Origin of the sequence: Paraburkholderia phytofirmans OLGA172 (assembly GCF_001634365.1) — a bacterium.
Taxonomy (GTDB): domain Bacteria; phylum Pseudomonadota; class Gammaproteobacteria; order Burkholderiales; family Burkholderiaceae; genus Paraburkholderia.
Genome location: NZ_CP014578.1, coordinates 606,157 through 618,941, shown reverse-complemented (window position 1 = coordinate 618,941; position 12,785 = coordinate 606,157). Strand labels below are relative to the sequence as shown.

Annotated in this window: 12 protein-coding genes and 1 tRNA gene; 9 read left to right on the top strand and 4 right to left on the bottom strand. The window is 62.2% G+C overall.

The annotated features are described in order from the left end of the window. The first annotated feature begins 70 nt into the window (after nt 1-70). From ybgC to AYM40_RS02570, 9 genes are all read left to right on the top strand, one after another. Nucleotides 71-550 (top strand): tol-pal system-associated acyl-CoA thioesterase, encoded by a 480-nt coding sequence (gene ybgC, locus AYM40_RS02610; protein WP_063494854.1) that lies wholly within the window; start codon nt 71-73, stop codon nt 548-550. Between the two features lie 155 nt (nt 551-705). After that, nucleotides 706-1,383 (top strand): protein TolQ, encoded by a 678-nt coding sequence (gene tolQ / locus AYM40_RS02605; RefSeq protein WP_012431821.1) that lies wholly within the window; start codon nt 706-708, stop codon nt 1,381-1,383. Between the two features lie 10 nt (nt 1,384-1,393). Continuing rightward, nucleotides 1,394-1,837 (top strand): protein TolR, encoded by a 444-nt coding sequence (gene tolR, locus AYM40_RS02600; protein WP_063494853.1) that lies wholly within the window; start codon nt 1,394-1,396, stop codon nt 1,835-1,837. Beyond that, a complete protein-coding gene (tolA, locus tag AYM40_RS02595) occupies nt 1,834-2,850 on the top strand; it encodes a cell envelope integrity protein TolA (RefSeq protein WP_063494852.1) in 1,017 nt (338 codons plus the stop codon). The genes tolR and tolA overlap by 4 nt, the downstream gene beginning before the upstream one ends. Nucleotides 2,851-2,990: 140 nt before the next feature. Then, the gene (gene tolB, locus AYM40_RS02590) at nt 2,991-4,283 is read left to right on the top strand and encodes a Tol-Pal system beta propeller repeat protein TolB (protein WP_063494851.1); all 1,293 of its coding nucleotides are present in this window, start codon (nt 2,991-2,993) and stop codon (nt 4,281-4,283) included. 32 nt (nt 4,284-4,315) lie between these two features. After that, complete coding sequence (pal, locus tag AYM40_RS02585; RefSeq protein WP_035552920.1) at nt 4,316-4,825, top strand: peptidoglycan-associated lipoprotein Pal; 510 nt, start codon at nt 4,316-4,318, stop codon at nt 4,823-4,825. Nucleotides 4,826-4,844: 19 nt separating this feature from the next. Then, nucleotides 4,845-5,594, top strand: coding sequence for a tol-pal system protein YbgF (ybgF, locus tag AYM40_RS02580; protein ID WP_063494850.1), 750 nt, complete (start codon nt 4,845-4,847; stop codon nt 5,592-5,594). 196 nt (nt 5,595-5,790) lie between these two features. After that, nucleotides 5,791-5,866, top strand: a tRNA-Lys gene (locus AYM40_RS02575). 813 nt (nt 5,867-6,679) lie between these two features. Next, on the top strand, nt 6,680-7,720 hold the full coding sequence (locus tag AYM40_RS02570; protein WP_063494849.1) for an AraC family transcriptional regulator: 1,041 nt from the start codon (nt 6,680-6,682) through the stop codon (nt 7,718-7,720). A gap of 60 nt (nt 7,721-7,780) precedes the next feature. Here AYM40_RS02570 and AYM40_RS02565 read toward each other — a convergent pair whose 3' ends face one another. The 4 genes from AYM40_RS02565 to AYM40_RS02550 all read right to left on the bottom strand — a co-directional run bounded on the left by AYM40_RS02565 (nt 7,781) and on the right by AYM40_RS02550 (nt 12,735). Then, nucleotides 7,781-8,944 (bottom strand): HlyD family type I secretion periplasmic adaptor subunit, encoded by a 1,164-nt coding sequence (locus tag AYM40_RS02565; RefSeq protein ID WP_082854917.1) that lies wholly within the window; start codon nt 8,942-8,944, stop codon nt 7,781-7,783. A gap of 8 nt (nt 8,945-8,952) precedes the next feature. Next, entirely contained in the window at nt 8,953-11,070 is a 2,118-nt protein-coding gene (locus AYM40_RS02560; RefSeq protein WP_082854916.1) for an ATP-binding cassette domain-containing protein, read from the bottom strand. After that, nucleotides 11,067-12,350, bottom strand: a complete 1,284-nt coding sequence (locus tag AYM40_RS02555; RefSeq protein WP_063494848.1) for a TolC family protein — start codon at nt 12,348-12,350, stop codon at nt 11,067-11,069. Before AYM40_RS02555 ends, AYM40_RS02560 begins: the two co-directional genes overlap by 4 nt. Before the next feature lie 118 nt (nt 12,351-12,468). After that, on the bottom strand, nt 12,469-12,735 hold the full coding sequence (locus AYM40_RS02550) for a hypothetical protein (protein ID WP_063494847.1): 267 nt from the start codon (nt 12,733-12,735) through the stop codon (nt 12,469-12,471). Between the last annotated feature and the right edge of the window lie 50 nt (nt 12,736-12,785).

Here is a 12,785-nt window from a genome sequence, read left to right as displayed (position 1 = left end):
AATCGCCGCCGAGGCCCGCCGGGCGGGGCGCACATCTTGAAACAGACCTCCGGGCGTGCGTTCCGGTAAAATGCGCCGCATGAATATGTCGACCAGCCAGCCCGGCACGGAAATCGGCTTCACGTGGCCGATCCGCGTGTACTACGAAGATACCGACGCCGGCGGCATCGTGTTTTACGCGAATTACCTTAAATTTTTCGAGCGGGCGCGCACCGAATGGCTGCGCGCGTGCGGCGTCGATCAGAACAGGCTCGCAGGCGAAACGGGCGCAATCTTCATCGTGCGCAGCACCGCAATCGACTATCGAGCGCCGGCCCGGCTCGACGATGTCGTCAATGTGGTAAGCCGAATCGAGCGTCTTGGCCGCGCATCCGTCGATTTTGCGCAGGAAGCGTGGCGTGACGGCACGCTGCTTGCCGCCGGGTCCATCCGGGTCGGCTGCGTCGAGCGCATCGCGCTGCGGCCAGCCGCGATTCCTCCGCCGGTGCTCGCTGCTTTGCGGCGCGGGCCGGGCGTGAACGGCGGCGGGATGTCAACGAACAACGACTGAACCCCGTTGTTACGGGGCCAATGAACTCATATCGATCAAGCAACACAAAGCATGGTTCGGCTTGCAATCTCGCCGATGCTTCCGTTTTGCTCACGGCAAGCTTCGAGTGACCTTGCAGCCGGACGCCCCCTTCCGGGACGTTAAAACGAACCTTTATGAACACTACACAAGATCTTTCGATCGTTTCTCTCGTACTCAATGCGAGCCTGCTGGCGCAGGCCGTCATGGCGCTGCTGCTTCTGCTGTCGCTGTTGTCGTGGACCTTCATTTTCCGCAAGTGGTTTGCGATCCGCCGGGCACGCGCGCAAACTGAACGCTTCGAACGCGATTTCTGGTCGGGCGGCGACCTGCAGGCGCTCTATCAGAGCGCCGCCAACAACCGTCACACGATCGGCGCACTGGAACGGATTTTCGAGTCCGGCATGCGCGAATTCCTGAAGGGCAAGGAAAAGCGCCTGAACGATTCAGGTGCGATTCTCGACGGCGCACGCCGTGCCATGCGCGCCGCGTTCCAGCGTGAAATGGACGTGCTCGAGGCCAATCTGGCGTTTCTCGCGTCGGTTGGCTCGGTCAGCCCGTATATCGGTCTGTTCGGCACGGTGTGGGGGATCATGAATGCATTCCGCGGCCTCGCCAACGTGCAGCAGGCTACGCTTGCGAACGTCGCGCCGGGCATTGCCGAAGCGCTGACCGCCACCGCAATCGGCCTGTTCGCGGCAATTCCGGCCGTGGTCGCCTACAACCGCTACGCGCACGACATCGACCGTCTGGCGATCCGCTTCGAGACCTTCATCGAAGAGTTCTCGAACATTTTGCAGCGTCAGGCACAGTAAGGAGTCCACGATGGCAGGCTCTTCCTCCAGCATGCGCGGCTCCCGTCAGCGCCGCGCGATGGCCGACATCAACGTCGTGCCGTACATCGACGTGATGCTCGTGTTGCTCGTGATCTTCATGGTGACCGCGCCGCTCGTCGCCCCGTCGATCGTCAATCTGCCGACCGTCGGCGGCGCCGCGCCGCAGCAGCAAACCCCGCCGGTGATCGTCAATATTCGCGCGGACGGCAATATGAGCGTCAAATACAAGGACGACGCGGGCGCGCAGCAGCAGGAAAGCATGACCAAGGCCGATCTGCAGGGCTTTATCGCCGAGCGCGCGCAATCGCACCCTGACCAGCCTGTCGTGATCGCGGCCGACAAGACCGTGAAGTACGAAGTCGTGATGAACGTGATGTCCGAGTTGAAAGCTCAGGGCGTCAAGCGCGTTGGATTGCTCGTCAAATCGCAATGATCCGCAAGAATTCCGAATACCCGCTCCAGCCACCGCGTGAACGCGGCACCGGGCGAGCCTTTGCGTTCGCGCTGGTGATGCATGCGCTGCTCGGATTCTTCCTGTACCACGGCATTCAATGGCAGAACAGCACGCCGGCCGGCGCGGAAGCCGAACTGTGGACCGAGGTGCCCGATACGGCCATCCCGCGCCAACCTCCGCCGCCGCCCGTGCCGGTAGCCCCTGCCCCGCCACTGCCGAACGAGCAAGCCGACATCGCGCTGCAGGAAAAGAAACGCCAGCAACAGGAAGCGGCCCGCCAGGCGCAACTGGCCGAGCAGCAGCGTCAACAGAAGCTGCAAGCCCAGCAGGAAGCCGAGGCGAAGCGTCAGCAGCAACTGGCGGCCGACCAGGCAGCGCAACTCGCCGCCCAAAAGGCAGCGGCAGCCAAGCAGAAACAGTTGCAACAACAGCAGCAGGCTGAGAAACAGAAGCAGCAGCAATTGGCCGAGCAGCAAAAGCAGCAGCAGTTGAAAGAACAGCAGCAGGAGCAGCAGAAACAGGCCGAAGCCGACGCGCAGAAGAAGGCTGATGCGCAGAAAGCGGCGAAGGCCAAGGCTCAGGCCGATGCTGCAGCGCAAACCAAAAAGCTGGACGCGGAACGTCGTGCACGGCTTGCCCAGATGCAAGGTTCAGCGGGCGGTGAAGGCTCGACCGGCAATGGGCTTGCGAAGAGCGGCACGGGTAGCGGCTCGGGTGGCACGGCGACATCGCCGGGTTACGCGGACAAGGTGCGCCGTGTGGTGCGCCCGAACATCTCGTGGGGTGGCGAAACGGAAGGTCTGGAGACTGTCATCTCCGTACGCTGCTCGCCGACAGGCACGCTGCTGGACGCGCAGATCGCGCGCAGCAGCGGCAACTCGGCTTGGGACGATGCGGCACTGCGGGCCGTCCAGCGCTCCAATCCGATGCCTCAGGACATCGACGGGAAGACGCCGACCAGCTTCAAGATTACGTTGCGCCCGGCAGGTTGATTGCAACAGGTTGACAGTCAGTTGACAGCAGATGCAGTGCCCCGCCCAGCGGGGCGCGCCCGGGAACGAATTAAATGTTTGCGGGTCTGTCTTGCTGCCATGAAGTGTTAGTAAAACCGTTTTTGGGGAAACCATTCAGCATGAGTTTGATGACCAAGCTAGGCCTGCGGACACTTGTAGCGTCGTGCCTGATCGCCGTTGGGGGCGCCGCCAACGCACAACTCAACGTTCTCGTGACGGGCGTCGGGTCCACCCAGTTTCCAATCGCAACGGCGAATTTCGCCAATGAAGCGAACTCGCCGCAGCAGGTCAGCACAATCGTGCGTCAGGATCTGCAACGCAGCGGGAAATTCACGAATATCGACGCGGGCAGCACGCCGGTCGCGGAAACCGATTCCGTCGACCTCGGCAGCTGGAAGGCCAAGGGCGCCAACGCGTTCGTATCGGGCAGCGTGAACCGCCTGCCGAACGGCCAGTACGAAGTGCGCTTCAAGCTGTACGACACCGTCAAGGGCGAAAGCCTCGGCGGCCTCGTGCTGGTGAGCCCGGAAAGCGGCTTGCGCATGAGCGCACACAAGGTCGCGGATTACATTTACGCGAAGCTGATGGGTGGCCGCGGCGTGTTCGCCACGCGCCTGTCGTACGTCATCAAGACCGGCGGCCGTTATCAATTGCAGATTTCCGATTCGGACGGCCAGGACGCGCACATCGCGCTGTCGAGCCCCGAGCCGATCATCTCGCCGGCATGGTCGCCTGACGGCACCAAGGTCGCTTACGTTTCGTTCGAAAAGAAGAAGCCGATCGTCTATATCCACGATCTGCCTACGGGCCGTCGCGTGGTCGTGTCGGACCAGAAGGGTAATAACAGTGCGCCGGCGTGGTCGCCGGATGGCCGCACGCTGGCCGTCGCGCTCTCGCGCACCGGCAACACCCAGATTTTCGCCGTCAATGCGGACGGCAGCGGCCTGCGGCGCCTGACGCAAGGCGGTTCGATCGACACTGAACCGTGCTTCTCTCCTGACGGCCAGTCGATCTATTTCACCAGCGACCGTGGCGGCCAACCGCAGATCTACAAGATGTCGGCCCAAGGCGAGAACGCCGGCGCCGCGCAACGCGTGACCTTCACGGGCAGCTACAACACCAGCCCGCGCGTAAGCCCGGACGGCAAGCAGCTCGCCTATATCTCGCGCGTCGGCGGCGGATTCAAGCTCTATATCCAGGACCTGCAAGGCAATACGGCCACAGGCCTGACGGACACCACACATGACGAATCGCCGAGCTTCGCGGCGAACGGTCAGTACATTCTTTACGCCACAGAGGTGAACGGCCGTGGCGTGTTGGCCGCAGTATCGACCGACGGTCGCACTCGGCAGGTCCTGTCCGTTCAGGGTGGCAGCGTACGCGAGCCATCCTGGGGCCCGTTTATGCAGTAATGTTGATGCAATAACACAAGGAGAGTAACAAAATGATGTCAAAACTTCGTTTCGCATTTGCCGTATTGATGGTCGGTGCGCTGGCCGCATGTCACTCGGGCGTCAAGCTCGACGAAAACGCTAACAAGGGTGGTGCAGTTTCGACGCAACCGAATCCGACCGATGTCGCTCAGGTCAACGTCGATCCGCTGAACGACCCGAACAGCCCGCTCGCCAAGCGCAGCATCTACTTCGACTTCGACAGCTACTCGGTCAAGGACGACTATCAATCGCTGCTGCAACAACATGCGCAATACCTGAAGAGCCATCCGCAGCGTCACGTCCTGATCCAGGGCAACACCGACGAACGCGGCACCAGCGAGTACAACCTGGCACTCGGCCAGAAGCGTGCTGAAGCTGTGCGCCGCTCGCTGTCGCTGATGGGTGTGACGGACTCGCAAATGGAAGCCGTGAGCCTGGGCAAGGAAAAGCCGCAAGCGACCGGTCATGACGAATCGTCGTGGGCACAAAACCGCCGCGCCGACCTCGTGTACCAACAGTAAGTAACGGGTGATGAGCCGAATGACGCATCGTTTCTCCTGGCTGCGGTTTGCCGCAGCGGCCTGCGTCGCGGGCACGGCCTTCGCGGCTGTGCCCGCGCATGCGGGCATGTTCGACGACGATCAGGCCCGTCAGGCCATTCTCGATCTGCGTTCGAAGACCGATAGCCTGTCGAGCCAACTGTCGGCCGCGCAGCGCACGATCCTCGATCAGTCCAACCGTCTCGATCAGCTGAATCAGCAGGTCGCGACGTTGCGTGGGCAGAACGAAGATATGGGCAACCAACTCACCACGCTGCAAAAACAGCAGAAGGACTACTACACCGATCTGGACACGCGGCTGAAGAAATTCGAGCCACAGCAACAGACGGTGGACGGGGTCCCGGGCGAGGTGCAGCCGGGTGAAACGGATTCGTTCAATGCGGCTTCACAGCAGTTCCGCAACGGCGACTTCAAGAATGCGGCGGCGTCGTTCCGCAGCTTCATCTCCAAGTATCCGAACAGCCCTTACCAGCCGACCGCGCAGTACTGGCTCGGCAACGCGTTGTATGCACTGCGTGACTACAAGGGCTCGACGGCGACGTGGCAAGGTGTGGTGAAGAACTACCCGCAACATCCGCGCGCACCGGAAGCGCTGCTCGCGATTGCGAACAATCAGCTAGAGCAAGGCCAGAAGGCTGCGGCTAAAAAGACGCTGGAGCAGATCGTCGCGCAGTACAGCGGCTCGGACGTCGCGCAATCGGCTCAGAGCAAGCTGTCGCAGATCAAGTAGTCGTATACGGTTTAGCAGTTGCCGTAACGCGCAGTGGCTGCGCAGCTTCCAAATCAACGGCCGCGCGCGGCCTCTCGCTGAAAAGCCCGAGTAGTGTGAACTCGGGCTTTTTCACTATTCGAAGTGCGGACAACTCGACGAACCGCCATGGGTTGACAGCCCATAGAGCCTATCGCTATAATTTCGCTTCTCTTTTGGGTCGTTAGCTCAGCTGGTAGAGCAGCGGACTTTTAATCCGTTGGTCACAGGTTCGAATCCCGTACGGCCTACCAAAAGATTCAAGGGCTTGCACGCGTCAGCGTCGCAAGCCCTTTCCTTTTTGTGTAATTCCTGTGGAAGCGTGACAGCAAAACAGTCGCCTACGCGCGCTTCATTCGTTGTTCAAGCCGGTCCGATCACCGCCTGTATGTGTTCGCCGTTCTGATGCGAATACCGTTCGACCATCGATTGTGTTTTGTGCCCGCTGATGCGCTTGACGGTAGGCAGGTTCCCCGGCCTGTACCAAATGCGTTACCGCCGTGTGGCGCATCGTGTGCCAAACCACTAGCGTAGGGTCAAGGCCTTCGACAACGCACCGACGCTGCACGATCAGCTCATGAAGAGTGTCGTTTGCAACTGCCGCGCTGCCTCGCAAACGTTTTCCATAGAACAACTTCCCGCGTCGAGAATCGACCGCCCGGCTTTCTCCAAGGATCCCTCCGAGTAATGCCGACGGCTCTTGTCGCTCGCTCCCACGCGGGGCACCTGCGATATCGTGCCGGGTCCTGACCACCTGTTGCAATAGATCCCATGACGGTCAGGTCAGGACGAGTACTGCTGATCAGTGTGTAGCCAGTTCCGCGGGTACTCAGCGTCGCCCCTCATTTCCGTTGCACCGGCGTCAAGGTTTTCTGCTTGGGACGACTCCTTTACTAGCGGTGTCGACCATGCATACCAGTCTTCGAAAAGACGACGCCAAATTTTTTCGAAATAGTTTTTCGCCAAAAGCGATTTACCAGTTACATTTCGACGCACCTTTAGTTACATTCAGCCACACCTTGATCCACACACACCCTCTTTACATCTTCCCGTAAAGGACCGCCCGCATGAGCCTCGGCGCGAACCCAACTCAAGTCCATTCGCCGCTCAAGCCCGGCATTGCCCATAGTCACTTCGATGTGCAAACGGAACCGCCTCAGCGGCGGCTGCTAGCCTGGCGGGATCGGGTCGGCCATGTGATCGATGTACTGCCCTCTCTATCGGAGCTCGACAAGCCGTTCCAGGCTTCGATTGATCGCTATCAGGTTGGCCAACTGGTGTTCACCGATTGCCGCTCCGACACGATGGTGCTCGAACGCTCCCAGGCCCGGATTTCGACTGACAAGGTGCGCGACGTCGCCTTTCACGTGTTTCTGGAGGGCGGCGTCGAGAACATCACGCTGCGCGCCACGCCCCGCAAAAGCGCGCCTGCGGCGGCAACCATGCTTGCGCTCGATTTGAACCAACCAATCAGGATGCAGCGCAACGCATGCAGGGTGCTCACGCTTTTCGTGCCGGGCGAGATGGTGCAGGCAGAATTTCCTGATGCGGAGGCCATCCACGGCCGCACGATCCACGGGACGACACCGCTCACGCGGTTAATCGTCAACCATTTGACCGCGCTCAGTCAGAACATCACGCAAATGAGCCCCGACGCAGCGGACGAAGCCATCCGCTCGGGTGCGCAGATGCTGATCGCACTGTTTGGCAAACAGGCGCTCCTGAGCGGGAATGCGCGCGCAGCCGGCCGCGCGGCCATGTTCGGTCAAGCGAGGCGCTATATACAGGCCAACCGGCGCAACGCGGCACTTTCTCCCGAAAGCGTGGTGAACGCGTTGAGGCTTCCGCGCCTGACCCTGTATCGCCTGTTTCAGCATGAGGGCGGTGTGGGCACCTACATCCGCCACCTCAGGCTACGTCATGCAGCCGATGACCTGGCCCGCGAGCCACACACGGCGGTGGCAAGCATTGCCTACGAACTCGGCTTTAAAAGCCCCACCGATTTCACGCGCGCCTTCCGCCGGGCCTATGGGATGACGCCGCTGGATTTCCGCAGGCTCACCGCGCAAGACGGGCGAGGCGCGGTCAAGCCGTTTCACCGGACGTAAAGTCGGACCGGTTCGAGCGAGCACCGCGACGGGCGTGTCGCTGCGCCCGCTTGACGCGGACTAGCGCTCGCCCATCGATTCGGTCACGGTCTTGGTGATCGGCTTGGTCAGGTATTTCAGCACGGTGTTCGAGCCGGTCTTGATTTCCACGGTGGCCGTCATACCCGGCTGCACGTCGATCCGATGCCCGCCCGCGCGCACAAAATCATTCTCGTTTGTCTTCACCTGCACGCGATAGGAGGGCTGCTCATTGGCGGGATGAGTGTCGTCGTTGAGCGTATCCGCGCTGATGTACGTTACGGTGCCCGACAGCGTGCCGTAAATCGTGTAGTCGTAGGCATCCAGCTTGATCTTCGCCGGCAGCCCCGGCTTGATGAAGGCGATGTCCTTCGGCTTGACCTTAGCCTCGATGATTAACTGGTCGTCGACCGGCACGATCTGCATGATTTCATCGCCCGCGCGCGCCACGCCACCGGGCGTGGTGATGCGGACGTTGCGCACAATGCCGTCGACCGGCGAAACGATCACCGTATGGTCGAGCTGGTCCTTGCGCTGCGCGACGACCTGGTCAACGCCCGCGAGATCCTCGAGCGCCTTGGACAGATCGGTCTGCGAATCCTGCAAGTACTTGTTGCGCCGGTTGGTAATCTGCCCCTGAAGGTCGGCCACCTGCCGCTCGAGCTTGAGCACGTCGGCCTTGCTGACATCGCCCGAAGCCAGCAGCGGAAGGTTGATGTTGAGTTCGTCCTGCACGTATTGCAGCGACTTGCGCATCGCCGCTACCTCGTCGTCGACCGCCGCTTGCCGTTTGCGGAACAGCAGCTCCTCGTTCGAGCGGATCTCAGGATAGGCGTCGAGTGACTTGGGAAACTGCGGCGTGCCGCCGTAAACTTCCGCGTGCAGACGTGCCACCTCCGCCTCGAGCGACATCGCCTTGCTCTGCGATTCGAGATAGGCTGCCTCGGTGCGAGTGCGCTCGAAGCGCACCAGCGGCTCCCCGCGCTTGACGTTCGCGCCTTCCTTGACCAGAACGGCGTCGATGGTCATCAGCTCCTGGGACTGGATGATCTGGTCACGCGAACTGGCGATCACCTGCCCTTGTGCTCGCGTAATCTGATCGAGCGAAGCCCAGCTCGCCCACGCGACGAAACCGACAATCGCCAGCCCGCAGCATGCGGTCAGCGCCCACCGTGCACGCGGAATTTCTTGTGTAATGTCCGACATAAAGCGAATCAAACCTCAGAGGTAGAAGCAGCCGGCGACGTGCCGAACAGTTTGTCGATGACCTGATCGCGCGGGCCGTCCATCACAATGCGCCCTTCGCGCATCACCAGCAGCCGCCGGGTAACCGGCAGCAGCGCCGTCTTGTGGGTGGCGACCAGCACGGTTGTGCCGCGGGCGGCGATCGCGTCGATCACGGCGACGATACGTTTTTCGGTGACCGCGTCCATCGACGCGGTCGGCTCGTCGAGCACCAGCACTTTGGGCCGGGTCAGCAACAGCCGCGTGAGCCCGATCAACTGCCGCTGTCCGCCGGAAATGCCGCGCCCGCCTTCGGTGATCGGCAGTGCGAGTCCCTTCGGATGCCGGGTAATCAGGTCCATCAGTCCGGTCAGCCTGGCGACTTCGAGCAGACGTTCGTCGCCGGGATCGGGCAGGCCCTGGACCAGGTTGCCGCGCAAGGTGCCGCTGATCAGGCGGATCTCCTGCGGCAGATAGGCGATCTTTTCATGCAGGACCTCAGGCAGAATCAGCGCCATGTCGATGCCATTGATCGAGATCCGGCCAGCGGCGGGCCGGAACAGGCCCGACATCAGTTTCAGCAGCGTGCTCTTGCCTGAGCCGATCGTGCCGATGATGCCGATCCGCTCGCCGGTCTTGATGTCGAGCTGCGCGATGTCGACGGCCGCGTCGCCGCCGTGGCCATAACCGAACTTGACACCGTCGATGCGCATCGCGCCGTCGACGATTTCCGGGACCAGCGCATGGCCGCGCTCGTCGTTGTCGTTCGGCAGGGAGATCAGCTTGTCGAGACCGTTCGCCGCGGCGCGCGCATTGGACCACTGCACCAGCGTCGAAGGCAATTGCGCGATCGGCGACATGGCCCGCCCGCTGATAATGGTGCAGGCAATCAGCGCGCCCATGGTCAACTTGTTATCGGCGACCAGATACGCGCCGAACGCAACCAGCCCGACATAGCCGAGCTGCTGCAGCGACACGGTCATGTGCTGCGACAGCGAGGAATAGTTCTTCACCTTGTAGTCAGACGCGCCGGCATCGTCGACGAGTCCCGACCAGCGGCGCTGCAGCGACCAGTCGGCGCCGTTGGCCTTGAACGATTCCGCACCGTCGATCGACTCCACCAGCAAGCCGGCCTTGCGGTGGCTCTGCCCCTGGTTCTGCCGCGAATGGTGGGCGATCTGTTTCTGGAACATCAAACCCGCGCCGAGCGAGATCGGGAACATCAGCAGCGGCACCACCACGAGCCGGCCGCCGATCATCGCGATGACCAGGATGAACAGCAGTGCGAACGGGATATCGACCAGCACGAACAGCGAAGTCGAGCTCAGGATCGCGCGCACCGACTCGAAGCCCTTGACCTGTGAGGCAAGCGAGCCGATCGACGAAGGCCGGTGCTCAAGCCGTATGTTGATCAGGCGGTTGTAAAACCATACCGACAGGCTCTCGTCGATGCGCTTGGCGGTACGCTCGATCGACAGGCCGCGCACATGTTTGAGCAGCAACTCGAGCAGGATCGCCGCGCTGACGCCGACCGACAGCACCACGAGCGTGGCGAAGCCGCGGTTCGGGATCACGCGGTCATACACCTGCATGCTGAAGAGCGAGGTCGTGATCGCGAGGATATTGGTCAGCACCGTCGCCAGAATCGCTTCGATGTAGTGCGACTTGTTGCGCCACAACGCGTCCAGCACGAGACGGCTGGCGCTCGTCCGGCCGCCGGCGGGGTCGGAAGGGTCGGACGCGCCGAACGCCTCGTCGCGCTCGACGGGCAGGCCGATGCAGATGGCGCCCTCGATGCCCTCAAACCGCGCAACATGGCCGTCCGCCGCCCGGGCGGTCCAGCTGCCGTCGGCGTTGCGGGCCAGCACGACCCACCATTCTCCCGACGCGGCGCGCGCGAGAAACGGACCTTGCCCGGCGCCCGGCGCGGCGAGTTCGTAGACCTCGCCGGTGAGACTGCCCGCCTGCCAGGCCGCCCTGACCCGCTCGAGCACCGGCGCGTCGGCGCCCACGTCGAGCACAGCCTGGACATCTTGCAGCAGCGCTTGCGGGATGGTTTGGCCGACTGCCTTGGCAGCCAGCGTGATTGCGGAGAGGAGCGGGTTCATGGGGTCGAATTGTTTTGAGCGGAGGGGACGTTGCTGGCTTCGTCGAGGAACTGCGTGTCGCCGGTCCTGACTTCGAGCCGCAACGCCGCGGCGGTCATCTGCGCCTTGGCGTCCGCCGTCGTCATCTCGGACTGGGACGCTTCCCGCACGGTATTCATTACGTCGAGCCACGACTTCTTGCCGATCGTGTACTGGCGCACATACGATTCGTACACCGCCTTAGAGCTGGCGGTGGACAGGGTCGCGCTCTGGAAGCGCTCGTGGGCGCCCATATACTCGTCCCAGTCGGTCGACACCTCCAGGCGCAGGTCGCGCAGCGCGGCGGTGCGTGCTTCGATTGCGGCGTTCTTTGCGGCGACCGCTGCGCCGACGCCTGCTGCGGCCGACAGGCCCGCGCCCGGTTCCGCCTGGATGACCAGCATGACGCGGCTGCCACGCGTCGTGTTTTGCGGCGTGATCAGATCCTGCCCGTAGAATTTGTCGAAGCGCACCGAAACCTGCGGCAGGTAGGCCGCCTTTTTCACGGTGATATCGGCTTCGGCGGCCTTTTCCTGATAATCGTACCGCCTGAGGGTCGGCGACACGCCGGTGGCCTGGTCGACCGCGGTATCGACGGAATCGGGCATCGGCTGGTTGATGCTGTAGTCATCGACGGCCGGCACGCGCTGCCCGACGAGCTGCGAGAGCTGCGAGAGCGCCGTGGCAAGCGCCTGCTTTGCCGCCGACAAATCGTTGTCCGCCTGGTACAGACGGGACTGCGCCAGATCCCGGTCCACTCTGGCGCTCGCCTGGGCGTCTACGCGCCGGCTGATCATGTCGAACAGTTGCTGATGCTGCTCCACTTCCTTTTCGGCGATCGTCTTGCGCGCCTGCTGCCGCATTGCCTCGACGTAAGCCGTCGCCACGCGCAGCAGGATATCCTCGCGCGCCTCGTCGACGCTCGCCGAGGCCGCGTCCTTTTGCGCCTCGGCGGACGCGATACCCCCCGTGATGCGGCCGCCTGCCCAGATCGGCTGCGTCAGGCTGACGTCGGTAAAGCGTGGGTTGCCGTCGTTGGCCTTGCCGCCTTCGACGGCCAGGGTCGGAAAGCGTTGCCACGACGCGGCCTTCACATTCGATTCCGCAGCGTTGAGCGAATATTGCTTGCCGACAATTTCCGGATGCGTTGCCAGCGCCTGCCGCGCCATCTGGCCTAGCGACCAGTCGGCGGCCGAGGCCCCGAGGCTCGCCGTAACAAGCGCGGTGGCTACCGCGCCTGCCATGTAATTCTTCAAGAACATTTTGTACGCCAACTTCTGGTTTTCTTACGGCCGTTCGACCCCCGTGATCTGTCGAACGTTTTTCTAGCTCGATCGAGAAACGGCCCCATCGGACATCGATGGGGCCATTCGGTATTAGTCAGGTTTTACCGGCACTGCTTTGACACGACTTGTCGAAGCGCACCGAAACCTGCGACAGATAGACCGCCTTCTTCACTGTGATATCGGCTTGCGCGGCCTTTTCTTGATAGTCGTAGCGCCTGAGCGTCGGCGACACGCCGGTAGCCATGTCCACCGCGGTATCGATGGAATCGGGCATTGGCTGATTGATGCTGTATTCGTCGACGGCCGGCACGCGCTCCCCGATGAGCTGGGAGAGCTGCGAGAGCTTGAGAAACGGCCCCATCGGACTTCGATGGGGCCGTTTGGTGTTACTCAGGTTTTACTGGAGATGCT

Excerpts from the sequence above, each read along its gene's own strand:
- ybgC (WP_063494854.1), top strand. The coding sequence starts at position 71 with ATGCGCCGCATGAATATGTCGACCAGCCAGCCCGGCACGGAAATCGGC.
- tolQ (WP_012431821.1), top strand. The coding sequence starts at position 706 with ATGAACACTACACAAGATCTTTCGATCGTTTCTCTCGTACTCAATGCG.
- tolR (WP_063494853.1), top strand. The coding sequence starts at position 1,394 with ATGGCAGGCTCTTCCTCCAGCATGCGCGGCTCCCGTCAGCGCCGCGCG.
- tolA (WP_063494852.1), top strand. The coding sequence starts at position 1,834 with ATGATCCGCAAGAATTCCGAATACCCGCTCCAGCCACCGCGTGAACGC.
- tolB (WP_063494851.1), top strand. The coding sequence starts at position 2,991 with ATGAGTTTGATGACCAAGCTAGGCCTGCGGACACTTGTAGCGTCGTGC.
- pal (WP_035552920.1), top strand. The coding sequence starts at position 4,316 with ATGATGTCAAAACTTCGTTTCGCATTTGCCGTATTGATGGTCGGTGCG.
- ybgF (WP_063494850.1), top strand. The coding sequence starts at position 4,845 with ATGACGCATCGTTTCTCCTGGCTGCGGTTTGCCGCAGCGGCCTGCGTC.
- AYM40_RS02570 (WP_063494849.1), top strand. The coding sequence starts at position 6,680 with ATGAGCCTCGGCGCGAACCCAACTCAAGTCCATTCGCCGCTCAAGCCC.
- AYM40_RS02565 (WP_082854917.1), bottom strand. The coding sequence starts at position 8,944 with ATGTCGGACATTACACAAGAAATTCCGCGTGCACGGTGGGCGCTGACC.
- AYM40_RS02560 (WP_082854916.1), bottom strand. The coding sequence starts at position 11,070 with ATGAACCCGCTCCTCTCCGCAATCACGCTGGCTGCCAAGGCAGTCGGC.
- AYM40_RS02555 (WP_063494848.1), bottom strand. The coding sequence starts at position 12,350 with ATGTTCTTGAAGAATTACATGGCAGGCGCGGTAGCCACCGCGCTTGTT.
- AYM40_RS02550 (WP_063494847.1), bottom strand. The coding sequence starts at position 12,735 with ATGGGGCCGTTTCTCAAGCTCTCGCAGCTCTCCCAGCTCATCGGGGAG.